Raw genomic sequence first — 24,830 nt, 5'->3', positions numbered from 1 at the left:
GGCTAAGGTCACGTATGTGACTACCGTTCGAGGTGCTGAACAGCCAGCCTCGGTCAAGGATGAGATCGGCGCGGCCCGGATCCTCCCCGTCGTGGTGCTCGACGACGCCCGGTCGGCCGAGCCACTCGCCACCGCCCTGCTAGCCGGTGGGCTCACCTCGGTCGAGGTGACCTTCCGTACCGCCGCCGCCGAGGAGACCGTCCGGGTGCTGGCCGAGCGGCCCGAACTGCTGGTCGGCGCCGGCACCGTGCTCACCCCCGAGCAGGTCGACCGGGCCGTGGCCGCCGGGGCCCGGTTCGTGGTCTGCCCCGGCTTTTCGCCCCGGGTGGTCCGGCACTGCCAGGAGGTCGGCGTCCCGGTCTTCCCCGGCACCGCCACCCCCACCGAGATCCAGATGGCCCTCGACGCCGGGCTCGACACCGTCAAGTTCTTCCCCGCCGAGCAACTCGGCGGGCTGCCCATGGTCGCCGCGCTGGCCGCACCGTTCCGCTCGGTGCGGTTCATCCCGACCGGCGGGGTCAGCACCGCCAACCTCGCCGACTACCTCGCCCACCCGGCCGTGCTCGCCGTCGGCGGGACCTGGATGGTCGCCCCCGCCCTGCTCGCCGCCGGCAACTGGGACGAGGTCACCCGCCGTACCGCCGCCGCCGTCACCGCCGCCCGCCCCCACCCGGAGGTCTGAGAACAGTGCTCACCATCCGTCCCGCCGCGGAGTGCCGCTACGACCTGGTCTCGCTCGGCGAGATCATGCTCCGCCTCGACCCGGGTGAGGGTCGGGTCCGTACCGCCCGCACCTTCCGGGCCTGGGAGGGCGGCGGTGAGTACAACGTCGCCCGGGGCCTGCGCCGCTGCTTCGGGCTGCGGACCGGCGTGGTCACCGCACTCGCCGACAACGAGGTCGGCCGGCTGCTGGAGGACCTGATCCTGACCGGTGGCGTGGACACCTCCCTGATCAGGTGGGTGCCCTACGACGGGACCGGCCGGACCGTGCGCAACGGGCTCAACTTCACCGAGCGCGGCTTCGGCGTCCGGGGTGCCGTCGGCACCTCCGACCGGGGGCACACCGCCGCCGGTCAGCTCCGCGCCGGGGACGTCGACTGGGACCACCTCTTCGGCGGGCTCGGCGTCCGCTGGCTGCACACCGGTGGCATCTACGCCGCGCTCTCCGAGACCACCCCGGACACCGTCGAGGCGGCGATGGCCGCCGCGCGCCGGCACGGGACGGTCATCTCGTACGACCTGAACTACCGGCCCAGCCTCTGGACGGCGATCGGCGGGCCGGAGCGGGCCCGCGAGGTCAACCAGCGTCTGGCCCGGTACGTCGACGTGATGATCGGCAACGAGGAGGACTTCACCGCCGCGCTCGGCTTCGAGGTGCCGGACACCGACGAGTCCCTGGCCGAGTTGGACGCGGCGAACTTCCGCCGGATGATCGAGGCGGTCACCAAGGAGTACGACAACTTCTCCGTGGTCGCCACCACCCTGCGCACGGTGCGGACCGCGACGGTCAACGACTGGGGTGCGGTCGCCTGGTCCGCGCCGACCGGCTTCGTCGAGGCCACCCACCGACCGGGGCTGGAGATCCTCGACCGGGTGGGCGGCGGGGACAGCTTCGCCTCCGGTCTCATCTACGGCCTCCTGGAGAACGGTGACCTGGCCAGCGCGGTGGAGTACGGCGCCGCGCACGGTGCGCTGGCGATGACCACCCCGGGCGACACCTCGATGGTCAACCTGAAGGAGGTACAGGCACTCGTCCGGGGGGCGGGGGCGCGCGTCCAGCGTTGATCGTCTGGAGCCGAACGGGCCTACCGCAGGAGCGGTTGCGCGGAGTAGTGTCTTGCCTTCAACGCGTGCCGATCCCCCCGGAGGCATCCACACGATGGCCCTGGCGTCCGCGGCTGGCCCTGCCAACCTGCGCATCCTCGTCGTCGGTGCGGGTATCGCCGGTCTGGCGACGGCCCGTGCCCTGCGGTTGGCGGGATTCCGCCCCGAAGTGATCGAGCAGCGGTCCGGCCCGGACGAGGACCCGTGCACCGGGACGTACCTGCCCGGTAACGCCATCCGGGCGTTGCGCCGCCTGGGGCTCGACGGGCCGGTCCGGCCGCTCGGTCAGGTGGTGCACCGACAGCACTTCCTGGACGCCGCCGGCAGTCCGCTCTGCCAGGTGGACCTGACCGGGTTCTGGGCCGGGGTCGGCGAGTGCCGCGCGCTGCCCGGTGCCGAACTGCACCGGGTGCTGCTCACCGGTGCCGGCGGCGAGGTGCGCTACGGCACCGGTATCCGCTCCGTCGCACTGTCGACCGGGACCGTCACGGCCACCCTCACCGACGGTGCCACCGCCGAGTACGACCTGCTGATCGGCGCGGACGGCCGACGCTCCACGGTGCGCGGGCTGGCCGCGCTCGGCGGCGCGTCCCGCCCCGTCGGCCAGCTCGTGTACCGGGCGGTGGTCAGCGGCGGCCCGTCGGTCAACGAGTGGACGGGTCTGCTCGGCCAACGCTCCGGGTTCGTGGTGGTCCCGATGGGTGCCCGGCGGCTGTACTGCTATGCCGACGAGGTGGCCACGGTTCTGCCGACCGACCCGGTGGCCCGGATGCGGGAGGTCTTCGCCGGCTACGGCGGCCCGGTGCCGAGGGTGCTGGACGCGCTGGACCGGGTCGACGTCACCCGGGTCGGTGAGGTGGAGCTGGGCCGCTGGTCGCGGGGACGGGTGGTGCTCGTCGGTGACGCCGCACACGCCACCACGCCGACGCTCGCGCAGGGCGTGGCGATGGCCCTGGAGGACGCGGTGGTGCTCGCCGAGTCGCTCGGCGCCGCCGACACGGTCGAGGCGGCGCTGGTCGCGTACGAGAGTCGCCGTCGTCCGCGTACCAAATGGGTGCTGGACCGGACCCGGGACCGGGACCGGACCAGGGACGTGCCGCCGGCGCTGCGCGACCCGCTGCTGCGCGGGCGCGGCGAACGGATCTTCCAGGAGCACTACCGGTTGCTGGTCGACCCGGTCTGAGTACCCGGGCAAGCAGGTCACCGGACCCACCCCGACCGACTCCCCGGCCACCCGGCGCGGTGTGTCCACCTGCTGGGGACTATTCTGCCTGCGGAGTACGGCTCGCAGATCATCAGCGCGTGCCGAGTGGGACGAACGAGAACCGGAGGCCACTCGTGACCACCGTCGCACCCAAGCCGATCGTGACGCGGCCCTGGCCGGTCCGACAGCCGGTCAAGGGCTCGGCAATCGCGCGGCTGCTGCGTACGACCGACGCGAAGCAGATCGGGATCATGTACATGATCACGTCCTTCGTGTTCTTCATGATCGGCGGCTTCATGGCGCTGCTCATGCGCGCGGAGCTGGCGCGGCCCGGGATGCAGTTCCTGTCGCCGGAGCAGTACAACCAGCTCTTCACCATGCACGGCACGATCATGCTGCTGTTCTTCGCGACGCCGATCGTGTTCGCGTTCGGCAACTACCTCGTGCCGCTCCAGATCGGGGCGCCGGACGTCTCCTTCCCCCGGCTGAACAGCTTCGCCTACTGGCTGTACCTGTTCGGCGGGACGATGGCCATGGGTGGCTTCTTCACCCCGGGCGGCGCCGCCGACTTCGGCTGGTTCGCGTACACCCCGCTGAGCACCGCCGAGCACTCGCCCGGCGTCGGCGCCAACATGTGGGTCGTCGGTCTGGCCATCTCCGGTCTGGGCACCATCCTCGGCTCGGTCAACATGATCACCACGATCCTGACCCTGCGCGCCCCGGGCATGACCATGTTCCGGATGCCGATCTTCACGTGGAACATGCTGGTCACCAGCCTGCTGGCGATCCTGATCTTCCCGCTGCTCGCCGCCGCGCTCTTCGCGCTCGCCGCGGACCGGATGATCGGGGCCCACGTCTACGACCCGGCCACCGGCGGACCGCTGCTCTGGCAGCACCTCTTCTGGTTCTTCGGGCACCCCGAGGTCTACATCATCGCGCTGCCGTTCTTCGGCATCATCAGCGAGGTCATCCCGGTCTTCTCCCGCAAGCCGATCTTCGGCTACAAGGGTCTGGTCGCGGCGACCATCGCCATCGCCGGTCTCTCCCTGAGCGTGTGGGCCCACCACATGTTCGCCACCGGCCAGGTGCTGATGCCGTTCTTCTCGTTCCTGAGCTTCCTGATCGCCGTACCGACCGGTATGAAGTTCTTCAACTGGATCGGCACCATGTGGCGCGGTCAGATCAGCTTCGAGACGCCGATGCTCTGGGCGGTCGGCTTCCTGGTGACCTTCCTCTTCGGCGGTCTCTCCGGCGTGCTACTGGCCAGCCCGCCGATCGACTTCCACGTCTCCGACTCGTACTTCGTGGTGGCGCACTTCCACTACGTGCTCTTCGGCACGATCGTCTTCGCGGTCTTCTCCGGTATCTACTTCTGGTTCCCGAAGATGTTCGGCCGGATGCTCGACGAGCGGCTCGGCAAGATCCACTTCTGGCTGACCTTCATCGGCTTCCACACCACCTTCCTGGTGCAGCACTGGCTCGGTAACGAGGGCATGCCCCGGCGGTACGCTGACTACCTGCCCAGCGACGGCTTCACCAACCTGAACGTGATCTCCACGATCGGCGCGTTCATCACCGGTATCTCGACCCTGCCGTTCATCTACAACTGCTGGAAGTCGTACAAGACCGGCCCGGTGGTCGAGGTCGACGACCCGTGGGGTCACGGCAACTCGCTGGAGTGGGCCACCAGCTCCCCGCCGCCGCTGCGTAACTTCGACCGGATGCCGCGGATCCGCTCCGAGCGGCCGGCCTTCGACGTGAAGTTCCCGCACCTGGCCGCCGGTGGCCAGTCGCTCGCCGGCCCGCCGGAGGGTGGCGCCAAGCCGCTGACCAGCGAGTCCGACGGTGGCGCCAGCTACCAGGAGGACGTGGAGAGCGACCTCGACCGGCGCTGACCGGCGGTAGCACCGACTGCGTGGAAGGGGGCGCCGTCCCGGGGGACCGGGGCGGCGCCCCCTCTTTGTGTCACTGCCCCCGCCGCCGTTGCTTCCCGTCTCGTCCGTCACTTGCCGTCATCGGCCCTTGATCGTTTGCAACTCAGCTGCACTTCGGTCGGCGTGTCAGACCGCTCAACGACAAACGATCAAGATTCCCCCGACCAGTGGGGCCGGTCGTTCGGCGGGTTGCTGGCACAGACGGTGCAGCTCGACAGGCGACGGATCAGGGCGTGGCCCCGGTCCACCGGGAGCGGCCCGGGGCACTTACATCGACCCTTCAGCGTTCGATGCCGACCAGGTCACCGGGCGGATCGTTTGGCGTGGGGGACTGTTTCCGGTGGTCCCCGGCGGTGCGGTCCGGAACGGCCCGCTCCGCTGCGGCGTGTTCCGTTGCCGCGCGGCGACGATGCAACTCGGCGGGGAGCACGGCGAGGGCGACCAGGAGACCGATCAGACCGGTCACCGCGAACCCCCAGCCGGCAGCGGTGCGGTCGATGACCGCGCCGGCCAGGGGAGCCCCCAGGGCGACGCCGACGGTGATCGCCGAGCCGTGCAGCCCCATCGCCTCGCCCCGCGCCCCGGCCGGCGCCAGGCGGCTCACCGTGTCGGCGGTCGCGGCGATGGTCGGCGCGCAGAGCAGACCGGCGGGTACCAATGCGAGACAGAGCAGCCACCAGTTCCCGCCGCCCAGGCCGATCGGGATGGTGGTCAGACTCAGCCCCGCCAACAGCATCAGCGGGGGGACCGGCCGGGTGAGCGCACCGTAGGCGAAACCGCCCACCAGTGACGCGACGGCCCAGATGGTCAGCACCAGACCGGTCCAGCCGACCTCGCCGCCGTCGCGCAGCGCCGCCACCACCGACACGTCGGTGCCACCGAGTACCAGGGTGCAGGCGGCACTGACCGCGAGGACGCCGAGCAGCCGGGGGGTCAACCAGGTACGCCGGCTCGGCGGACGGACCGGACCCGCCGGCTCGTCGTTGCCCCGGGTGGGGGGATTCAGCAGGAAGAGGATGATCCCGGAGCCCACGATGCCGGCGCCCACGGCGTACAGGGTGAGGTGCGGCGAGAAGCTGGTGGCCAGCGCGACCGCGAGGGCCGGCCCGATCATGAACGACAACTCGACCGACATGGAGTCCAGCGCGTACGCCGGCCGACGGTGGTCGGGCGGGGCGATCGCGGCGATGGACTGCCGGATCACCGAGAAGAGCGGCAGGTTCAGCAGACCGCCGAGGAAGGCGGCGCCGACCAGCACCGGATACGGCAGGAACGCGGCGGTGGACCAGAAGACCGCCTCGGTGACGGTGGTCAGGGCCAGCACCGGGCGCAGCCCGTACCGGTCGACCAGCCGGCCCAGCAGCGGGGCGCCGAGCGCCGCGCCCACTGTCATGGCCGCGCCGACCAGCCCGGCCGCCCCGTACCCCCGCTCCAGTTCGAGCAGGACGTAGAAGGTCAACGCCAGGCTGGTGGCGGTGAACGGGATGCGGGCGAGCACCGACACCAGCAGCAGCGGGCGTAGTCCGGGCAGGGCGAGCGCCTGCCGGTAAGGCTTCAAGTTCGCGACGGTCCGTACCTCCGGTGCCATCCTGCCCCGGGGCTACGACCGTGGCGCCAGTGACCTGGCTGTTCAGGCGGGATTGATCACAGGAGCACCCGCCAGGGTGACCCCCGCGCCCTCCATCGCCCGCAGGGCGACGTCGGTGGTCGGGGCGGCCACCGCGGCGGTCAGCTCCAGCAGCACGGTGGTGTCGAAGCCCTCCCGGGCGGCGTCCAGCGCGGTGGCGCGTACGCAGTGGTCGGTGGCGATGCCGACCAGCTCCACCCGGTCCACGTCGTGCCGGCGCAGCCAGTCGGCGAGGCACTCCCCACCGTCGGTGTGCCCCTCGAAGCCGGAGTACGCCGCCGCGTGCTCGCCCTTGTGGAAGATCGCCTCGATCCGGGTGGTGTCCAGCTCCGGGTGGAACTCAGAGCCGGGCGTGCCGACCACACAGTGCACCGGCCAGGAGTCGACGAAGTCCGGCGGGTTGCCGAAGTGCGGGCCCGGGTCGACGTGGTAGTCCTTGGTCGCCACCACGTGGTCCCACCGGTCCGGCCGGGTGGACAGCAGCCGGGAGATCCCGGCGGCCACCCCGGCCCCGCCCGCGACGGCGAGGGAGCCACCCTCGCAGAAGTCGTTCTGCACGTCCACAATGATCAACGCGCTGCCCATCGGGCACTCCTCTCGGTTCGCGCGGTACGCCTCAGCCCGCAGGTACGACGGTGACGGGAAGGGCGGGATCCCCGGCGGAGAGCTTCAACCCCTCCCACGGGATGGAGATCAGACACTGCCGCAGGTGGTCCCGCGACTCGGCGAGGCCGGGCAGCCCCACCGGCTCGCCGGCCACCAGGTAAGACTGTTGTAGCAGCCGGTCGTTGGGCTGCCGGTCCGGTACGCCCTGCGGCACGATGACCTCCTCGGTCGCCGTGCCGGTCGGCTTGTGCCGGCGGACCGCGACCTTGCGTCCGCCGATGGTGCCCTTGTTCTCCGACCGCTTGACCACCGGCCGCCCGTCGACCTCGACGAGCTTGTAGACCAGGCTGGCCGTGGGGGCACCGGACCCGGTGACCACGGCGGTTCCGGCACCGTACATGTCGACCGGCTCGGCGGCGAGCGCGGCGATGGCGTACTCGTCGAGGTCACCCGAGACTATGATCTTGGTCTCGGTGGCGCCAAGGGAGTCGAGCAGCTCCCGGGACTGCTGGGCGATCACGGCCAGATCGCCCGAGTCGATCCGGACCGCCCGCAGCTCCGGCCCGGCCACCTCGATGGCGTTCCGGATGCCCTGGCTGATGTCGTACGTGTCGACCAGCAGCGTGGTGTCCCTGCCCAGCGTGGCGACCTGCGAGGCGAACGCCGCCCGCTCGTCGTCGTGCAGCAGGGTGAACGCGTGCGCGGCGGTGCCCGCCGTGGGGATGCCGTACCGCTGGCCCGCCGCCAGGTTGGAGGTGAACCCGAACCCGGCCAGGTAAGCGGCACGGGCGGCGGCCACTGCGGCCTCCTCGTGGGCCCGGCGCGACCCCATCTCGATCAGGGTGCGCCCGCGCGCCGCGGTCACCATCCGGGCGGCCGCCGCAGCCACCGCGCAGTCGTGGTTGAGCACCGAGAGCACCAGGGTCTCCAGCACCACGCACTCGGCGAAGGTGCCGGAGACGGTGAGGACCGGCGAGCCGGGGAAGAACAGCTCCCCCTCGGCGTACCCGTCGATGTCGCCGGTGAAGCGGTAGTTGGTGAGCCACTCGGCGGCCTCGGCGTCCACCACCCCGGTCCGGCGCAGGAAGGCGATCTCGTCGGCGTCGAAACGGAACTCCCGGACCAGCTCCATCAGGCGACCGGTACCGGCCACCACACCGTAGCGGCGACCGGTCGGCAGCCGGCGCGCGAACACCTCGAAAACGCAGTGCCGGTCGGCCGTGCCGTCGCGCAGGGCGGCACTCACCATGGTCAGCTCGTAGTGGTCGGTCAGCAGCGCGGGGCGGAAGATGCTCACCAGCACAGCCTAGGGTCAGCGCGTCCGGCGATAGGACTGGCGGGGCTGCGGCGGCCACCGCCCTACTGCCGGTCGCTCCTACTCTGCGGCGGTGACGCTGCGGTCCGGCATCGCCCGTAGGGCCATCCGTAGCTCGTTGCGCCCGGTCACCCCGAGTTTGCTGTAGACCCGTTGCAGATGGTTCTCCACCGTCCGGGGGGAGAGGAAGAGCTGCTCCGCGATGGTGCGGCTGGCGGTGCCGTCCGCCGCCAGCCGGGCGATCTGGTGCTCCCGGGCGGTCAGCGCCGGCTGCCCGGTGGCGAGTGCCGGGGTACGGAGTTCGTCGATGGCGGCGAGCAGGTCGCCGAGGCGCTGCTGGGCCGCCGCCAGGGGCGGTCCACCGGCCCGACGCAGCGTCGACACGGCGGTGGCCGCCGCCTCGGCCGCCCAGACGTGCAGTTCGAGCCCGGCGAACCGGTCGGCGATGTCGAGCAGTTCCTCACCGGCACCGTGCGCGGCGGCCCAGGCATGCCGGGCCAGCAGCGGGGGCAGCACCCCGTCGACCGATCCGGCCAGGTCGGTCAGCCGCCAGGACACGGTCCACCGGCTGTCCTCGGTCGGACCCACCGGGGCGTTCGGCCGGCCGTATCGGACCAGGTCGTGCAGGGCCAGCACCTCGTGCCCGGCGAAACCGTCCACCTGTAGGCGCTGGACCAGCGCGGTCAGTACCCGCACCGCGCCGGCCAGGTCACCCCCGGCGGCCAGGGTCGCCGCCCGGGCCTGTTCCCGCCACGGGTACAGCACCGCCATCCCGGGGGCCTGCGCCCGGTCGGACTCGGCCATCGCCTCCGCCGCCTGGGCCGTGTCCCCCCGCAGCGCCGCCGCCTGGGCCCGTTCGGTGTGGGCCAGCCCGGCGTACACCCGGCTGGTGGCCAGCACGGCACAGGCGCCGAGACTGGCCCGCAGCGCGTCGGCGGTCCGTCCCCGCATCCGGGCCGCGTACGCCCGCAGGATCGACAGGTAACCGGAACCGAGCCGGAAGTCACCGGCGTCGGCCAGGTCGGCGAACTCGGCGGCCACGATGGCGTCGATCCCGGCCAGGTCACCGGCGAGGGCCAGCCGGGTCCCCCGGGCCAACTCCAACGCGAGCTGGAGGTAGGGCATGTCCCCCCGCCACCTGGCGGCGTCCGCCTCCACGGCGGCGATCGCCCGGCCGCTCGCGGTCAACTCGCCCCGGGCGGCCTGGAGATGGGCGATGGTGCACCGGGCCAGCTCGCGGGCGGCCACCGGTGCCGCCGGCCGGTCGAGTACCGCCCAGGCCAGGCGCAGCGCGGTCGCGGTGTCCAGCCGGTGCAGCCGCATGATCGCCTCGAAGGCGCTGACCCGGGCGTGGTCCGCCGGGTCGGCCAGCTCCGCCGCACTGGCCGCCATCTCCTCCACGGTGGACTCGCGGCTCAGTCCCCAGTAGCTGACCATGGCCCGGACGGTCAGCCACCGGCTGCGTCGCCCGCCGTTGCTGACCAGCCCGGCCACCCGGTCGAGTACGCGGATCGCCTCATCCGGCTGGTCCCCGAACATCAGGATGGTGGCGAGCAGCTCCGCCGCGTCGAACCCGCCCTCGGCGTCGAGCGCCGCCCGGGCCAGCCGGGTGGCCAACGGCACGTCGTACCGGCCGAACGCCTGGGTGGCGGCGTTGACCAGCAGCGCCGGATCCTGGGTGCTACCCGAGTCCAGCCGCCAGACCGCCACCCGGAGCAGGTCGTCCCGGCGGCGCTTGCCGGTCCCCTCCAGCAGGTCGGCGAGCTGGCCGGCCAACCTCCGGGTACGGCTCACCGGGCACTGCCGGCGCACCACCTCGCCGTAGAGCGGATGGGCCAGCCGGACGTTGCTGCGCCGGTCGTTGCGCACCACGGCGATCAGGCCGCGCTCCTCGGCGGTCTCCACGGCCGTCTGGTCGGTCGCCCGGGACAGCAGGGTCAGACCGATCGGTTCGCCGAATGCGACCAGCTCCACCACCGTCCGGACCTCCGGGGTGAGCTGACCGATCCGGGCGTCGATCAGATCGGTGAGGCTGGGTGCCAGTTCCAGCCGGCCGGTCCACCGCCAGACCTCGTAGCTGCGGGTGAGTTCCCCGCTGGCGTTGGCGGCCAGGACCAGCTCCCGGACCAGCAGCGGATTGCCCCCGGACAACCGCCACAACCGTTCGGCCGAGGGGTGGTCGACCGGGCCGCCCAGGATCGCGGCGAGCAGGCTCGCGGTGTCCGTGACGTCGAGTGGCGCCAGTTCGGTGTGGTCGACCAGGTCGTCGGTCCAGAGGGCACGGATCGGCAGCGGAAGCTGCTCGCCGTTGCGCAGGGTACCCAGCACGGTCGCCTGCTCCGACCGGGCGAGGAGGTAGACCAGTGCGGCCGAGGAGGGATCCAGCAGGTGCGCGTCGTCCACGCCGAGCACGATGGGCCGCCCGGCCGCCTGCTGGTGCAGGGCGTCCAGCGCCCAGCGCAGGATGGCCGCCGGGGACAGGCCCCGGGGCTGGTCGGCGGGGAGGATCTGGACGAGACCACCGAAGGGCAGCCCGGCGGTGGCGACGTTGGCCGAGGCCAGCCAGACCGCGTACCGGTCGGTGGACAGCGCCTCGATCCCTTCGCGGAGCAGCCGGCTCTTGCCGATCCCGGCGATGCCGCTGATGAAGAGTCCCCGGCCGGTCTCCCCGGTCGCGGCGGCGGTCAGCCGACGCAGTTCGGCGGACCGCCCGACGAAGCTCCACGGGTTCACCGGCGCAGCATATCGACCGAACTCCCTCCAGGAGCACCCCATCACGGAGCGAAGTTGAGTAAGCTTACCGTTACCGCTGAGTACCGGAGAGTGCCCGTATCGCGGTAAACGGCCGTAATCTTCCGGCAGCCGGTCCCAGGGGATCGGAACTTTTCCACAGTCCGGCCGTTCCCGACCGGGCTGTTGTCCCGCCAGGGAGGCCCGTGAGATGGAGTCCGGTCCCCTCCGCCGGATCGTCGCCGCCAACTATCCGCTGCCCGGTCTCCGGTCCGGCCGGTCGGGCCCGAACGCCCCGGGACCGGACGATCCGCTGGCCGTGGTGGCCGTCGGAGCTGCCGGTGCCTTCCGCAGGGAGCTGCTCGCCGCACTGCTCGACACCGTTCCGGAACTGCTGACCGTGCCGTCCGGCAGCTACCTGGTGCTCCACCACGACCGGACACCGACCCGGACGGCGTACGTGCCCGGCCTGCGGCAGCCGTACGGCTACACCGCCGACCCGTTCGGTCCCGGTCCCGTGCTGACCCGGCCGCCCCGCCGGGTGGAGCTCGCCACCCCGGATCCGCTGCTCCGGCACTTCTCGCTCATCGACGCGCCGGACACCGACCAGCTCGGCCCGGCGGCCGTCCGGGTGCTGCTGGACGTGGTGGACCGGGCCGGTGCCCTGCTCTGGGTGACCGCCGCCGACCAGACCTTCACCGCCGCCGAACTGGAACTGCTGACCGAGGTCGCGGCCCGGCAGGTGGCGGTCTTCTTCGTGCTCACCCCGGTCACCCCGGACTGGACCCCGGACCCGGGCGGCGATCCGGCGGAACGCCACCTCGATCCGGTGGCGATCACCCTGCACGCCCACCGGGTGGCGCTGCTGTCCGCGGTACCGGCCCTGGCCGGGGCCTGCTGGCTGGCGCCGGACGCCACGGATCTCGGCCCGCTGCGCCGTGCCCTGGTCGACTGGGCGGCCCAGGAGGGGCTGCGCCGGGCCAGCAGCCAGCCGCCGCCGGGGATCGGCGGCAACCGCCGGGTGCCGGTACGCCCCGGTGTCGAACGGGACGACTGGGCCGCCCGACTGGACCGGGAGGTCCGCACCCACGTCCAGCGGATCCGGCAGGACCTCGCCCTGGAGTTGGCGAACATCCACCTGCGGGTGGTCCAGGAGATCGTGTTCGGGGCCGGCTGCGTCGGCCTGCCCTACCTGCTCGACCGGGAGCTGCACGCCCTGTCGCTGCTGGCCACCACGGCGTGCGACCGGGCCGTGGACCGGATCCTCGACGACGCGTTCGTCCGGGTGCTCGGCCGGCAGGCCGAGGACGACGTCCGGCGACGGGTGGTGACCGCGGTGCAGTGGGGATTCGCCGACCCGCCGACGGAGCACGAGCGGGACCGGGTGCTCCTGGTGACCAGTACCGCCGGTGTGGCGGCGCTCACCGGTCCCGGTGCCACCGACGCGCTGCCCGCCTTCGTCGGGGCCGGCCGGACCGGGCTCCTGCCACCCGTCGGGCTCGCCCTCTCCGGTAGCTGCTACCAGTACTGGCGCAGCCCCGCCAACAACGATGTCGGCCAGGCCCGGAGTTGGGCCCAGCGGGCGTTGCGGGAGATCGAACTGGAACTGCAACGGCAGGTGTCCCGGCGGTTCGAGGCGTTCCGGGTGTCGCTGACCTCGGTGCTCGGCGACGCCGTCGAGCACGGCATCCTGCTGGCGTAGGGAGGGGTGTCCGTGCCCGAGGGCAGTACCGTCGGACCGGTCCGGCCACCCGTGGTGAGCTGGGCGGCTGCCGTCTCCGGGCGGATCGGTCCGGGCCGACGCGGCGTTCCGGTTCATCACCGGCCCGGATCCGGTGGCACGATGGGAGGCATGGCGGCTCCGCAGGTTGCACCGGTCGAGACGCCGGCCACCGATGAGGTGCCGGCACCGGACCGGCCGTGGGTGACGATCGTCTGGGACGATCCGGTCAATCTGATGACGTACGTGACCTGGGTCTTCCAGAAGCTGTTCGGCTACAGCCGGGAGAAGGCCGAGGAGTTGATGCTCGACGTGCACCACAAGGGCCGGGCGGTGGTCTCCAGCGGTGCCCGGGAGCGGATGGAACACGACGCGTCGCAGCTCCACGCGTACGGGCTCTGGGCCACGGTGGACCGGTCGTGACCGGCGGAGAGGTGACGGCGTGAGTATGTTCCGTCGGCAGGGCGACCGGTACGTGGTCGCCCTCGCCCCCGACGAGGTCCGGGTGCTGCGCAAGGTCGCCTCCGAGGTGGTCGGCCTGCTGACCGACGGTTTCGACCACACCGACCCGGTGGTCGGCCGGCTCTTCCCGGACATCTACCCGGAGGACCCGGCCAACTCGGCGGACTTCCGCCGCTACACCGAGGGCGACCTGAAGACTGCCAAGATCGACCAGGCCGGTGCGATCCTGGCCGCCCTGCCCGACGGTGCCGGCGGCGAGGTACGCCTGGACACCGAGGCCGCCGAGGCGTGGCTACGGGCGCTCAACGACGCGCGGCTGGCGATGGGCGTACGTCTGGAGATCCGGGACGGCACCGACCTCGGCGCCGAGCTGGACGAGGCCATGCTGGTCGATCCGGGGTCCAACCGGGTCTTCCAGCTCTCCGTCTACGCCTATCTCGGCTACCTCCAGGAGTCCCTCCTCAACGCCATGCTCGACTAGGCGGCTCGACGCGGTGCCCGCGCCCGGGTGGCCGGGTACCGCTCCGGATTCGTGACGCCGGCCACGTCGGCTCCGGTCGTGTCAGGCGGTACGCTGTCAGGCGTGCTGAGTATCGACCGGTCGATCGTCGACGCGATCATTGCGCACGCGCGTCGTGACCACCCGGACGAGGCGTGCGGCGTGGTCGCGGGACCCGCTGGCAGTGACACCCCCACCCGGCACATCCCGATGGTCAACGCCGCCCGCTCGATGACGTTCTACGAGTTCGACTCGATGGAGCAGTTGCGGGTGTGGCGGGAGCTGGACGACCGCGACGAGGAGCCGGTGGTCATCTACCACTCGCACACCGCGACCCAGGCGTACCCGTCGCGTACCGACGTCGCCTTCGCCGGTGAGCCGGGTGCGCACTACCTGCTCGTCTCGACGCGTGACCCCGACACCGAGGAGATCCGTTCGTTCCGCATCGTGGACGGCGTGATCACCGAGGAGCCGGTGCGGATCGTGGATGCCACCGTGGACCCGCACGCCGTCCAGTCCTACATGTTCGGGCAGAGCCCGGCCGAGGTCGACTACGAGTGTTCCGGTAACTGATCCGTCAGTTGACCCGGCACGACCGTTCCCTCTTCCGGCACTTCCTCTTCCCCATTTAGGAGTCAGCATCATGGCCATCGAGGTTCGCGTTCCCACCATCCTGCGCAGCTACACCGGCGGCGCCAAGGTCGTCGAGGGCGCCGGTGACAGCCTGGATGACCTCCTCACCGACCTGGACGCCCGGTTCTCCGGCCTGCGGGGCCGGCTGGTCACCGAGGCCGGCACGCTGCACCGGTTCGTCAACGTCTACGTCAACGACGAGGACGTCCGCTTCCTGGGTGCGCTGGACGCCAAGATCTCCGACGGCGACACGGTGACCATCCTGCCGGCCGTGGCAGGTGGCGCGTTCGGCTTCGCTGCGGCTGCGGCGATCATCGGGCACCGGGCCGCCGCTGCGGCGACCGTCGACCGTGCCGTGGGCACGGCGGGCGTCGTCCGCTGAGGCGGCCGGCGTGACGCGGTACGACAGCCTGCTCGACGCCTGCGGGGGGACCCCTCTGGTGGGGTTGCCCCGCCTCTCGCCGACGGTGCCCGAGGGGGCACCGCCGGTGCGGCTGTGGGCGAAGCTGGAGGATCGCAACCCGACCGGGAGCATCAAGGACCGGCCGGCGCTGTTCATGGTCCGCGAGGCCGAACGCACCGGCCGGCTCCGGCCCGGCGACACCATCCTGGAGCCCACCAGCGGCAACACCGGTATCTCCCTGGCCATGGTGGCCAAGCTGCGGGGCTACCGGCTGGTCTGCGTCATGCCGGAGAACGTCTCCGCCGAGCGGGTCCAACTGCTCCGGATGTACGGCGCGGAGATCATCTTCTCGCCGGCGGCCGGCGGGTCCAACCAGGCGGTCGCCACCGCGAAGCAGATCGCCGCGGAACACCCGGACTGGGTGATGCTCTACCAGTACGGCAACGACGCCAACGCCCGCGCGCACTACCAGACCACCGGCCCGGAGCTGTTGCAGGACCTGCCCACCATCACTCACTTCGTGGCCGGGCTGGGCACCACCGGCACCCTGATGGGCACCGGGCGCTACCTGCGCGAGAAGGTCGAGGGCATCGAGATCGTCGCCGCCGAGCCCCGGTACGGCGAGCTGGTCTACGGGCTGCGCAACATCGACGAGGGTTACGTCCCTGAGCTGTACGACGCCACCGTGCTGACCCGGCGGTTCTCGGTCGGCACCCGGGATGCGGTACTGCGTACCCGGCAGCTCGTCGAGGTGGAGGGGATCTTCGCCGGGTTCTCCACCGGTGCCATCCTGCACGCGGCGCTGGCCGTGGCGCACGAGGCGGTCAAGGCCGGCCGCCGCGCCGACGTCGCCTTCGTGGTGTGCGACGGTGGCTGGAAGTACCTGTCCACCGGGGCGTACGGCGGCACCCTCGCCGACGCCGAGGAGGCGTTGGACGGTCAGCTCTGGGCGTGATGGCCGGGCGGGTACGACAGGTGTCGGTGTCACCTTGGCGACAACGTGCTTCAGATCATTCTTGCCGACACCCGGCCCGGCGTAGGCTGCGCAGCGTGGCGGATGCGTCGGTAGTGATCATCGACGGGACGTGGATCGGTCCGGCCATCACCGCTGGTGAGTACAGGACGACCTGATGCGACTGACCGTGCTGGGTTGTGCCGGGAGTTTTCCCGGCCCGGAGTCGGCCTGCTCCGCCTACCTTGTCGAGGCGGATGGGTTCCGACTCCTGCTGGACTTCGGGTCCGGTTCCCTCTCCGCCCTCCAGCGTTACGCCGGCCTGCACGCCGTCGACGCGATCCTGCTCAGTCACCTGCACTGTGACCACATCCTCGACGCCGTCTCGTACGTCGTGGTCCGGCGGTACGCGCCGGAGGGGGCGTACCCGCCGATCCCCGTCTATGCGCCCTCCGGGGCGCCGGACCGGCTCGCCGCCGCCTACGGCCAGGACGACGTCGCGGTCTCCGATGTCTACCAGTTCTACAGCCTGCAACCGGGGACCTTCCCGATCGGCCCGTTCACCGTCACCGTCGACCGGGTCAACCACCCGGTCGAGACGTACGGGGTCCGGTTGGAACACGCCGGCCGGGTGCTCTGCTACTCGTCGGACACCGCGCCCTGTGACGCCCTGCTCCGGTTGGCCCACGGTGCGGACGTCTTCCTCTGCGAGGCCAGCTACCTCGACGGGGTGGACAATCCACCGGACCTGCACCTGACCGGTCGGGAGGCCGGCGAGACGGCGACCAAGGCGGAGGTGGGCCGGTTACTGCTGACCCACCTGGTGACCGCCTGGGGCAGTGAGGCGCAGACCACCGACGCCGCCGCCAGCACCTACGCCGGCCCGCTGGAGGTCGTCCGCCCCGGCTCCCGCTACGAGATCTGACCGTCCCGTCGCCCAACGTTCGCCGACCGGTCAACCGGCGGCCGCCTGCTGCTCCGGTACCACCCGCACGGTGTGGCCATGCGGATCGCCATCGTCACGGAGTCCTTCCCACCGGATGTGAACGGTGTGGCGAACTCCGTCGTACAGGTAGCCGGTCATCTCCTCCGTCGGGGCCACCAGCCGGTGGTGATCGCACCCGCGCCGTCCGGCACCCGCCGGACGAACCTCGACGGCCAGCCGTACCCGGTGGTGCGCATCCCCAGCGTGCCTGTGCCCCGATACCACGGCTTCCGCCTCGGGCTGCCCACCGGGCGGCTGACCGAGGCCCTGCTCGCCGCCGCCCCGGACGTCGTCCACCTGGCCAGTCCGTTCGTGCTCGGTGGTCGGGCGGCATCGGTGGCGGCGCGGCACGGACTGCCCACGGTGGCGGTCTACCAGACCGACGTCGCCGCGTACGCCCGCGCCTACCGGATGGGGTGGGGTGGGGCCGCCGCGTGGCGACGCGTCCGGGCGATCCACAACTCGGCACGCCGTACCCTGGCCCCCTCGACCCGGGCTGCCGCGGACCTGATCGCCAACGGGGTCGAGCGGATCTGGCTGTGGGGCCGGGGCGTGGACGCGGAGCGGTTCCACCCGGACCGGCGCTGCCCGGTGCTGCGCCGCCGACTCGCCCCGGACGGGGAGGTGCTGGTCGGCTACGTCGGGCGGCTCGCCCCGGAGAAGCGGGTCGACCTGCTGGCCGCCACCTCCCGGCTGCCGGGGGTACGGGTGGTCGTGGTGGGGGACGGTCCGGCCCGGGACGACCTGGTCCGGGCACTGCCCGGAGTGACCTTCCTCGGCATGCAGCACGGCGACGAACTGGCCCGGATCTATGCCAGCCTCGACGTCTTCGTGCACACCGGACCACATGAGACATTCGGGCAGACGCTCCAGGAGGCGCTGGCCAGCGGGGTGCCGGTGGTGGCACCGGCGGCCGGTGGGCCGGTGGACCTGGTCAACGACGGGCTGACCGGGACCCTCGTGCCACCCGGCGACGGGCCGGCGCTGGCCCGCGCGGTGGGCGTGCTCGCCGCCGAGCCTGCGCTGCGCGCGGCGTACGGGGCTGCCGCCCGGGCCGCCGTGGGTCGGCGGAGCTGGTCGGTGGTGGGCGACGAGTTGATCGGCCACTACCGGGCGGTACAGGTCGCTCCGGCCGCCGCCCGGCGGTGGGCGACCGCCTGAGCCCGGCGCGTCGGGCCGCCGGGCGCCGGGTGGGGCCGGACCGGGTGGGTCGGGTACGGGAACCCGTGGCCCGGCCGGAGGTCCTACGATCTTGGCGTGATCCACCCCTCTGCCGGACCGTCTGGCCCCCACCAGGGGCCTGCGGGTCGTCCCGCACCGCCGACGTCCAGCGGTCACCCGGTCGGCCCGTTCCCGCCCGTTCCCGGGCGTCCGGCCGGCCCGCTCCCGCCGGCTCCCGGCCGTCCGGCCGGCCCGTACCCGCCGCCCGGCCCGTACCCGCCGCCCGGCCCGTACCCGCCGCCCGGCCCGTACCCACCGGCTCCCGGGCACCCGGCGGGCGCGTTTCCGCCCGCTGCCGGCCACCCGGGCCCGGCGGGCTACCCGGCGCCGCCGTTCCCACCCCCGCCCGCGACCCGAGGGCGCAGGGGATTCCCGATCGGACTGACCCTGGCCCTGCTCGTGGTGTTCGGTCTGGTCGCCTGCTGCGGCGGATTCGCCTGGTTCGGCTACGTCAAGCCGAAGCGGGAGGTGGCCCACCGCCAGGAGATCTTCCGTGATCTCCGGGTGCCGGAGGGCTTCACCCGGGGCGAACCGGAGATCCGTGAGGGTACCGGGACACTCATCGTGGTCTACTACCTGACCTGCGAGAAGGGCGTCTGCCCGGTGACGCCGACCGAAAAGATCCACACCTGGCTGACCGCTGCCGGCCTGGCGAACACCACCGTGCAGGACGTCGGACGCTGCCTGGCCGACAAACCCGACCACGACCAGACCTGCACCTGGACCTGGGTGGTCGAAGGTTGCGAGGTGGAGGCGTACCTGCTCAAGGGGATCGAGCCGGGGAAGATCGAGAACCGGCAGATCATGGTGCACACCTCGATCCATCGTTGCGACCGGTGAACCCGTTCCCGCCGGGCATCCGGTCGGTCGTTCCGGTCGGTCGTTCCCGTCGGTCGTTCCGGGCGGTCGTTCCGGTCGGTCGGTCGTTCCCGTCGGTCGTTCCGGGAGGACGTTTCCGCCGGTCGATCCGGCCGGGCGTTCCGGCCGGTCTTTTTGGTCGGGCGTTCCGGCCGGGTCGTCGGGAACGGACACCCCGGACAACCGGCCCACGGCCAACACTTAGGCTTCCTGCATGGCGCGACCTGATGGGCGGCAGCCCGACCAACTCCGCCCGGTGACGTTGACCCGGAAGTGGAGCATCCATCCGGAGGGCTCGGTGCTCGTCGAGTTCGGCGACACCCGGGTGCTCTGCACCGCGAGCGTGACCGAGGGGGTGCCCCGCTGGCGCAAGGGCTCCGGGCTCGGCTGGGTCACCGCCGAGTACTCGATGCTGCCCCGCGCCACCACCACCCGCTCCGACCGGGAGAGTGTCAAGGGCCGGATCGGTGGTCGTACCCATGAGATCTCCCGGCTGATCGGGCGCAGCCTGCGGGCCTGCATCGACCTGAAGGCGCTCGGCGAGAACTCGGTGGTGCTCGACTGTGACGTGCTCCAGGCCGACGGCGGTACCCGCACGGCGGCGATCACCGGCGCCTACGTCGCCCTGTACGACGCGGTGACCTGGCTGGGCGAGCGGAAGGCCCTCGCCGGCAAGCCGGAGAAGGTGATGCACCGCTCGGTGGCGGCGGTGAGCGTCGGGATCATCGGTGGGGAGCCCCGGCTCGACCTGAACTACGCCGAGGACGTGACGGCGGACGTGGACATGAACGTCGTCTGCACCGGCGACGGGGACTTCGTCGAGGTGCAGGGGACCGGAGAGGCCGGGGTGTTCGCCCGGGACCAGTTGGACGCTCTGCTGGACCTGGGCGTGCTCGGCTGCATGGAGTTGACCGAGGCCCAGCGGAAGGCACTGTCATGAACAAGGTCCTGCTCGCCACCCGTAACCGCAAGAAGCTCATCGAGCTGCAGCGGATCCTGGACGGCGCGCTCGGCGCGCACCGGATCGCACTGGTCGGCCTCGACGACGTCGAGGAGTACCCGGAGGTGCCGGAGACCGGCCTGACCTTCGCGGAGAACGCGCTACTCAAGGCCCGGGAGGGCTGCCGGCGTACCGGCCTGCCGACGATCGCCGACGACTCCGGCCTCGCGGTCGACGCGTTGAACGGGATGCCGGGGGTGTTCAGCGCCCGGTGGTCCGGTGGGCACGGCGACGACCGGGCCAACCTGGACCTGGTGCTCGCCCAGATCTCCGACGTACCGGACGAGCACCGGGGGGCGGCCTTCGTCTGCGCCGTCGCCCTGGTCCTGCCCGGTGGCAAGGAGCACCTGGTCGACGGCCGGCAGCCGGGTCGGCTGCTCCGTACGCCCCGGGGCGAGGGCGGGTTCGGCTACGACCCGATCTTCCTGGGCGACGGGCAGACCCGGACCAACGCGGAACTGACTCCCGACGAGAAGGACGCCGTCAGCCACCGGGGCAAGGCCCTGCGCGAGCTGGCCAAGCTGGTCGCCAAGGTGCTGCCCCCGGCACCGCCCGCGCGCCCCTGACCCGCCCTACCCTCACCCACCCTTACCCGCCCCGCCCTCACCCGCCCCGCCCCCGGGGGTTGATCATGAAGTTGTTGTCGTGACACGCCGGTGGAGATGACAACAACTTCATGATCAACGGCGCGGGTCAGGGGCCGGGCCGGCGATGCGGGGCGGGCCAGGGGCCGGGCCGGCGATGCGGGCCAGGGGCGGGGGCGGGGTCAGCCGAGGGGGCCGATCTCACGCTCGACGGCGGCCCGGAGGGCACGGCTGCGGACCGTGTCCCGGGCGGCCTCCATCACCGGGGCGAGGAAGATGTCCGGGCCCGGCTCGCCGGCCACGCCCACCAGCGCCGCCACCGCGGCCCGCCCGGCCGGCGACGGGACCAACGGCGCGCGGAGCTGAATTCCGCGTACGCCGGCCAGCAGCTCGACCGCGAGCAGGCTGGTGAGGTTGTCCAGGACGGTCCGCAGCTTCTTCGTCGCCGCCCAGCCCATCGAGACGTGGTCCTCCTGCATGCCGCTGGTGGGCAGCGAGTCCACCGAGGCGGGCGCGGCCAGCCGCCGGTTCTCCGCGACGATCCCGGCGGCGGTGTACTGGGCGATCATCAGGCCCGAGTTCACCCCCGGGTCCGGCGTGAGGAAGGCGGGTAGGTCCCGCGACCGGCACACGTCGAGCAGCCGGTCGACCCGGCGCTCGGCGATTGCCCCGACCTCGGCGGCGGCGATGGCCAGGAAGTCGGCGGCGAAACCGAGCGGGGCGCCGTGGAAGTTGCCGGTCGACTCCACCCGGCCGTCCGGCAGGACCACCGGGTTGTCCACCACCGAGCGCAGCTCCCGCTCGGCCACCGTGCCGGCGAAGGCCAGGGTGTCCCGCGCGGCCCCGGCCACCTGGGGCGCGCAGCGCATCGAGTACGCGTCCTGCACGGCGTGCGCCACGTCGTCCCGGTGCGAGTCCATGATGTTCGAGGACTGGAGCAGCCGATGGATGTTCGCCGCCGAGACCGCCTGCCCCGGGTGCGGCCGGATCGCGTGCAGTTCCGGCAGGAACGGCCGGTCCGACCCGAGCATCGCCTCGATCGCCAGGGCGGCCGTGATGTCGGCCATGGTGAACAGGTGCGCGGCGTCGTCGATCGCCAGCAGCAGCATGCCGAGCATGCCGTCGGTGCCGTTGATCAGCGCCAGCCCCTCCTTGGCGGCCAGCTCGACCGGAGCGAGCCCGGCCTCCCGCAGCGCCGGGCCGGCGTCGAGACGTTCCCCGGCCGGGCCGAGCACCCAGCCCTCGCCGAGCAGCACCAACGCGCAGTGCGCCAGCGGGGCCAGGTCACCGGAGGCACCGAGCGAGCCGTGCTCCGGTACCCATGGCGTGATGTCCGCGTTGAGCAGGTCCACCAGCCCCTGGGCCACCAGCGGCCGGACCCCGGAGTGGCCGAGGGCGAGTGAGCGTACCCGCAGCAGCATCATCGCCCGGACGACCTCGCGGGGCATCGGGGCACCCACCCCGGCCGCGTGCGAGCGGATCAGCGCGTGTTGCAGCTCGGCCCGGCGCTCCGGCGCGACGAACGTGTTGGCCAGCGCCCCGAACCCGGTCGAGACACCGTAGACGGGCCGGCCGGCGCGCTCGATACCGTCCACGATGGCCCGGCTGGTGGCCAGCGCCTCCAGGGTGGACGTGTCCAGGACGACCTTCGTATGGCCGCGCGCCACGGCGAGCACGTCGGCGGGGGAGATTCCGGTGGGCAGGACGGTCACGGTCGACATTGCGGTACTCCGTTGTGCAGAACCTGGCGGATCAGTGGTACCCCTGGCCGGTAGGCCAGGTGCAGGTGGGAAGGGGCGTCGAGGATCATCAGGTCGGCCTGGGCGCCCGGCCGGAGCACACCGACGTCGGTGCGGCGCAGCGCCCGCGCCCCACCGGCGGTCGCCGCCCACACCGCCTCCGCCGGGGTCATCCCCATCTCGCGTACGGCGAGCGCCACGCAGAACGGCATCGACGACGTGTACGACGAACCGGGGTTGCAGTCGGTGGCCAGCGCCACGGTCACCCGGGCGTCGAGCAGCCGGCGGGCGTCCGGGTACGGCGACCGGGTGGAGAACTCGGCGCCGGGCAGCAGCGTGGCCACGGTCGACGAACCGGCCAACGCCTCGACGTCGGCGGTGGACAGGTGCGTGCAGTGGTCCGCGCTGGCCGCGCCCAACTCCACCGCCAGCTGCACACCCGGCCCGGGACCGAGCTGGTTGGCGTGCAGCCGTAGACCCAGCCCGGCGGCCTGCCCGACGGTGAGGATCGCCCGCGCGTGGTCGGCGTCGAAGGCGCCCCGCTCGCAGAACACGTCGATCCAGCGGGCGTACGGGGCGGCGGCCCGCAGCATCGGCCCACAGACCAGCCCCACGTAGTCGTCCGGGCGGTCGGCGTACTCGGTGGGCACCACGTGCGCACCGAGGAAGGTGGTCTCCCCGGTCACCTCTGCGGCGATCCGCAGCGACCGGGCCTCGTCGGCGACGTTGAGGCCGTACCCGCTCTTGATCTCGATGGTAGTGGTGCCCTGCCGCATCGCCTCGGTACGCAGCCGGTGCACGGTGGCCCGCAGGTCGTCGTCGGAGGCGGCCCGGGTCGCGGCGACCGTGGTCCGGATGCCGCCGCCGGTGTACGGCTGCCCGGCCATCCGGGCGGCGAACTCGGCGGCCCGGTCCCCGGCGAAGACCAGGTGCGCGTGGCTGTCCACGAAACCGGGCAGCACCGCGGCCCCCTCGGCGTCGAGCCGGCGGTCGGCGGCCGGGGCGTACCGGGCCGGACCGAGCCACGCGATGCGGCCCTCCTCCACCAGGATCGCCGCGCCGCGCCGGATACCGAGCCGGCCCCCCTCACCGGTACCGGCCACATTGGTGACCAGTTCCCCGATGTTGTCGATCAAAAGGCTGCTCAGCATCCGGTCACCGCCCCGATTGCGTCCCGCAGTTCGGTGGCCACGTCCACCGACACGTGCCGGCCGTCCCGGACCACCGGCCGGCCGTCCACCACCACGTGCGTGACGTCGGCGGCGGTCGCCGCGAAGAGCGCCCCGACCGGCGGTACACCGGCGGTGCGTACCCCGTCCAGGGCGACGGTGACCAGGTCGGCGCGGGCCCCCACGGCGATCCGGCCGGCGTCCGGCCAGCCAAGCGCGGCGTGCCCGGCGGCGGTGGCCGCGTGCAGCAGCTCGGCGGCGGTGAAGTGGCCGCGCCGTTCGGTGCGCAGCCGTTCGTCCAGCTCTACCGCGCGGGCCTCCTCGAACAGGTCGACCACCGCGTGGCTGTCGCTGCCCAGGCTGAGCGGGCTGCCCGCGTCGGCCAGCGCCCGGCCCGGCCCGATCCCGTCCGCCAGATCCCGCTCCGTGGTCGGGCAGAGGCAGACCCCGGTGCCGGTCCGGCCGAGCAGGGCGATATCCGCGTCGGTGAGATGGGTCGCGTGCACAGCGGTCGTCATCGGACCGAGTACCCCGAAGTCGGCCAGCAATTCGGTCGGGGTGTGCCCGTGCCGGTCCAGGCAGGCGGCGTTCTCCGCGCGTTGCTCGGAGAGGTGCAGGTGCAGCGGCACGCCCTCGTTGCGGTACGCGAAGGTGGCCATCACGTCGGCCGGTACGGCCCGGACCGAGTGCAGGGCCGCGCCGATCCGGGCGTGCGGGCGGGCCCGCAGCGCGTCGTGCCGCGCCGACCAGCCGTCCACGTCGCCGTCGCTGAACCGCCGCTGGGTACCGGTCAGCGGGGTGCCGTCCACCCCGGCGGTGAGATAGAGGGTGTCCAGCAGGGTGAGCCGGACGCCGGCCTGCGCGGCGGCCTCGACGAGTGACCCGCCCATCGCGTTCGGGTCGGCGTACGGCACCCCGTCCGGGCCGTGGTGCAGGTAGTGGAACTCGCCGACGCAGGTGATGCCGGCCAGCGCCATCTCCGCGTAGGCGGCCCGGGCCAGCGCCAGGTAGGTGTCGGGGTCGAGCCGGGTCGCCACCTCGTACATCCGGTCGCGCCAGCTCCAGAAGTCACCCCGACCGCCGTGGGTGCGCCCGCGTAACGCCCGGTGGAACGCGTGCGAGTGGGCGTTGGCCAACCCCGGCAGGGTCAGCCCGGGCAGCCGGACGGCTTCCGCCGGCGCGGTGGCCCCGGCGGTGACCGAGGTGATCCGCCCGGCTTCGGCCTCGATCAGCACGTCGCCGACCGGTGCGGTCGCGTCGGCCGGCCAGGCGTGCTCGGCGAACCAGCGGAGCGTCATGGTCGTCCCCTGTCGAGCTGCTCCGGCTGTGCTAGCGACGTGACCGGTCCGGGTGGCGGTGTTGCGG

22 protein-coding genes are annotated in these 24,830 nt (G+C 72.5%); 15 read left to right on the top strand and 7 right to left on the bottom strand.

Annotated features, from left to right (window positions below; all coding sequences use genetic code 11):
- Positions 1 to 16 precede the first annotated feature (16 nt).
- The 4 genes from eda to ctaD all read left to right on the top strand — a co-directional run bounded on the left by eda (position 17) and on the right by ctaD (position 4,923).
- Entirely contained in the window at positions 17 to 682 is a 666-nt protein-coding gene (eda, locus tag V6U90_RS10335; protein ID WP_334433905.1) for a bifunctional 4-hydroxy-2-oxoglutarate aldolase/2-dehydro-3-deoxy-phosphogluconate aldolase, read from the top strand.
- A gap of 5 nt (positions 683 to 687) precedes the next feature.
- On the top strand, positions 688 to 1,785 hold the full coding sequence (locus tag V6U90_RS10330) for a sugar kinase (protein ID WP_334433903.1): 1,098 nt from the start codon (positions 688 to 690) through the stop codon (positions 1,783 to 1,785).
- 94 nt (positions 1,786 to 1,879) lie between these two features.
- Complete coding sequence (locus V6U90_RS10325) at positions 1,880 to 3,007, top strand: FAD-dependent monooxygenase (RefSeq protein WP_334433901.1); 1,128 nt, start codon at positions 1,880 to 1,882, stop codon at positions 3,005 to 3,007.
- Between the two features lie 155 nt (positions 3,008 to 3,162).
- Positions 3,163 to 4,923 (top strand): aa3-type cytochrome oxidase subunit I, encoded by a 1,761-nt coding sequence (ctaD, locus tag V6U90_RS10320; RefSeq protein ID WP_334433899.1) that lies wholly within the window; start codon positions 3,163 to 3,165, stop codon positions 4,921 to 4,923.
- 319 nt (positions 4,924 to 5,242) lie between these two features.
- Here ctaD and V6U90_RS10315 read toward each other — a convergent pair whose 3' ends face one another.
- From V6U90_RS10315 to V6U90_RS10300, 4 genes are all read right to left on the bottom strand, one after another.
- Positions 5,243 to 6,550, bottom strand: a complete 1,308-nt coding sequence (locus tag V6U90_RS10315; RefSeq protein ID WP_334433897.1) for an MFS transporter — start codon at positions 6,548 to 6,550, stop codon at positions 5,243 to 5,245.
- 42 nt (positions 6,551 to 6,592) lie between these two features.
- On the bottom strand, positions 6,593 to 7,174 hold the full coding sequence (locus V6U90_RS10310; protein WP_334433895.1) for an isochorismatase family protein: 582 nt from the start codon (positions 7,172 to 7,174) through the stop codon (positions 6,593 to 6,595).
- Between the two features lie 31 nt (positions 7,175 to 7,205).
- Positions 7,206 to 8,492, bottom strand: coding sequence for a nicotinate phosphoribosyltransferase (locus V6U90_RS10305; protein WP_334433893.1), 1,287 nt, complete (start codon positions 8,490 to 8,492; stop codon positions 7,206 to 7,208).
- Positions 8,493 to 8,570: 78 nt separating this feature from the next.
- Positions 8,571 to 11,243 carry a helix-turn-helix transcriptional regulator gene (locus tag V6U90_RS10300; protein WP_334433891.1) on the bottom strand — a complete coding sequence of 891 codons (2,673 nt, stop codon included), beginning with the start codon at positions 11,241 to 11,243 and terminating at the stop codon, positions 8,571 to 8,573.
- 208 nt (positions 11,244 to 11,451) lie between these two features.
- On the opposite strand from V6U90_RS10300, the gene V6U90_RS10295 reads away from it, so the two are divergent.
- The 11 genes from V6U90_RS10295 (at position 11,452) to rdgB (ending at position 20,539) form a co-directional block, all read left to right on the top strand.
- The gene (locus V6U90_RS10295) at positions 11,452 to 12,942 is read left to right on the top strand and encodes a hypothetical protein (RefSeq protein WP_334433889.1); all 1,491 of its coding nucleotides are present in this window, start codon (positions 11,452 to 11,454) and stop codon (positions 12,940 to 12,942) included.
- A 150-nt stretch (positions 12,943 to 13,092) separates the two neighbouring features.
- A complete protein-coding gene (clpS, locus tag V6U90_RS10290) occupies positions 13,093 to 13,383 on the top strand; it encodes an ATP-dependent Clp protease adapter ClpS (protein ID WP_334433887.1) in 291 nt (96 codons plus the stop codon).
- Positions 13,384 to 13,408: 25 nt separating this feature from the next.
- Entirely contained in the window at positions 13,409 to 13,903 is a 495-nt protein-coding gene (locus tag V6U90_RS10285; RefSeq protein ID WP_334434044.1) for a DUF2017 domain-containing protein, read from the top strand.
- A 102-nt stretch (positions 13,904 to 14,005) separates the two neighbouring features.
- Positions 14,006 to 14,494: a M67 family metallopeptidase gene (locus V6U90_RS10280; protein ID WP_334433885.1), complete on the top strand. Its 489-nt coding sequence runs from the start codon at positions 14,006 to 14,008 to the stop codon at positions 14,492 to 14,494.
- 70 nt (positions 14,495 to 14,564) lie between these two features.
- Positions 14,565 to 14,936, top strand: a complete 372-nt coding sequence (locus tag V6U90_RS10275) for a MoaD/ThiS family protein (RefSeq protein WP_334433883.1) — start codon at positions 14,565 to 14,567, stop codon at positions 14,934 to 14,936.
- 10 nt (positions 14,937 to 14,946) lie between these two features.
- A complete protein-coding gene (locus V6U90_RS10270) occupies positions 14,947 to 15,912 on the top strand; it encodes a PLP-dependent cysteine synthase family protein (RefSeq protein ID WP_334433881.1) in 966 nt (321 codons plus the stop codon).
- Positions 15,913 to 16,087: 175 nt separating this feature from the next.
- Positions 16,088 to 16,834, top strand: a complete 747-nt coding sequence (locus tag V6U90_RS10265; protein WP_334433879.1) for an MBL fold metallo-hydrolase — start codon at positions 16,088 to 16,090, stop codon at positions 16,832 to 16,834.
- A 78-nt stretch (positions 16,835 to 16,912) separates the two neighbouring features.
- Positions 16,913 to 18,055 carry a glycosyltransferase family 4 protein gene (locus V6U90_RS10260; RefSeq protein ID WP_334433877.1) on the top strand — a complete coding sequence of 381 codons (1,143 nt, stop codon included), beginning with the start codon at positions 16,913 to 16,915 and terminating at the stop codon, positions 18,053 to 18,055.
- Between the two features lie 96 nt (positions 18,056 to 18,151).
- Entirely contained in the window at positions 18,152 to 18,955 is an 804-nt protein-coding gene (locus tag V6U90_RS10255) for a hypothetical protein (RefSeq protein ID WP_334433875.1), read from the top strand.
- Positions 18,956 to 19,187: 232 nt separating this feature from the next.
- On the top strand, positions 19,188 to 19,913 hold the full coding sequence (gene rph, locus V6U90_RS10250; protein ID WP_334433873.1) for a ribonuclease PH: 726 nt from the start codon (positions 19,188 to 19,190) through the stop codon (positions 19,911 to 19,913).
- A complete protein-coding gene (gene rdgB / locus V6U90_RS10245; protein WP_334433871.1) occupies positions 19,910 to 20,539 on the top strand; it encodes an RdgB/HAM1 family non-canonical purine NTP pyrophosphatase in 630 nt (209 codons plus the stop codon). The genes rph and rdgB overlap by 4 nt, the downstream gene beginning before the upstream one ends.
- Positions 20,540 to 20,739: 200 nt before the next feature.
- On the opposite strand, the gene hutH is transcribed toward rdgB, so the two are convergent.
- Genes hutH through V6U90_RS10230 form a run of 3 tightly spaced genes read right to left on the bottom strand, consistent with a single transcriptional unit; the run spans position 20,740 to position 24,763 of the window.
- Positions 20,740 to 22,278, bottom strand: a complete 1,539-nt coding sequence (hutH, locus tag V6U90_RS10240) for a histidine ammonia-lyase (RefSeq protein WP_334433869.1) — start codon at positions 22,276 to 22,278, stop codon at positions 20,740 to 20,742.
- A complete protein-coding gene (hutI, locus tag V6U90_RS10235; protein ID WP_334434042.1) occupies positions 22,266 to 23,444 on the bottom strand; it encodes an imidazolonepropionase in 1,179 nt (392 codons plus the stop codon). Before hutI ends, hutH begins: the two co-directional genes overlap by 13 nt.
- Positions 23,441 to 24,763, bottom strand: coding sequence for a formimidoylglutamate deiminase (locus tag V6U90_RS10230; RefSeq protein ID WP_334433867.1), 1,323 nt, complete (start codon positions 24,761 to 24,763; stop codon positions 23,441 to 23,443). Before V6U90_RS10230 ends, hutI begins: the two co-directional genes overlap by 4 nt.
- Positions 24,764 to 24,830 lie beyond the last annotated feature (67 nt).

Origin of the sequence: Micromonospora sp. CPCC 206060 (assembly GCF_036906895.1) — a bacterium.
In the GTDB taxonomy this organism is placed as follows: domain Bacteria; phylum Actinomycetota; class Actinomycetes; order Mycobacteriales; family Micromonosporaceae; genus Micromonospora.
This window is presented reverse-complemented; position numbering and strand designations above follow the sequence as displayed.

Bases quoted from the DNA above. Each gene is read 5' to 3' on its own strand.
- V6U90_RS10325 (WP_334433901.1), top strand. From the start codon at position 1,880: ATGGCCCTGGCGTCCGCGGCTGGCCCTGCCAACCTGCGCATCCTCGTC.
- V6U90_RS10315 (WP_334433897.1), bottom strand. From the start codon at position 6,550: ATGGCACCGGAGGTACGGACCGTCGCGAACTTGAAGCCTTACCGGCAG.
- V6U90_RS10310 (WP_334433895.1), bottom strand. From the start codon at position 7,174: ATGGGCAGCGCGTTGATCATTGTGGACGTGCAGAACGACTTCTGCGAG.
- V6U90_RS10295 (WP_334433889.1), top strand. From the start codon at position 11,452: ATGGAGTCCGGTCCCCTCCGCCGGATCGTCGCCGCCAACTATCCGCTG.
- clpS (WP_334433887.1), top strand. From the start codon at position 13,093: ATGGCGGCTCCGCAGGTTGCACCGGTCGAGACGCCGGCCACCGATGAG.
- V6U90_RS10285 (WP_334434044.1), top strand. From the start codon at position 13,409: ATGTTCCGTCGGCAGGGCGACCGGTACGTGGTCGCCCTCGCCCCCGAC.
- V6U90_RS10275 (WP_334433883.1), top strand. From the start codon at position 14,565: ATGGCCATCGAGGTTCGCGTTCCCACCATCCTGCGCAGCTACACCGGC.
- V6U90_RS10265 (WP_334433879.1), top strand. From the start codon at position 16,088: ATGCGACTGACCGTGCTGGGTTGTGCCGGGAGTTTTCCCGGCCCGGAG.
- V6U90_RS10260 (WP_334433877.1), top strand. From the start codon at position 16,913: ATGCGGATCGCCATCGTCACGGAGTCCTTCCCACCGGATGTGAACGGT.
- rph (WP_334433873.1), top strand. From the start codon at position 19,188: ATGGCGCGACCTGATGGGCGGCAGCCCGACCAACTCCGCCCGGTGACG.
- rdgB (WP_334433871.1), top strand. From the start codon at position 19,910: ATGAACAAGGTCCTGCTCGCCACCCGTAACCGCAAGAAGCTCATCGAG.
- hutH (WP_334433869.1), bottom strand. From the start codon at position 22,278: ATGTCGACCGTGACCGTCCTGCCCACCGGAATCTCCCCCGCCGACGTG.
- V6U90_RS10230 (WP_334433867.1), bottom strand. From the start codon at position 24,763: ATGACGCTCCGCTGGTTCGCCGAGCACGCCTGGCCGGCCGACGCGACC.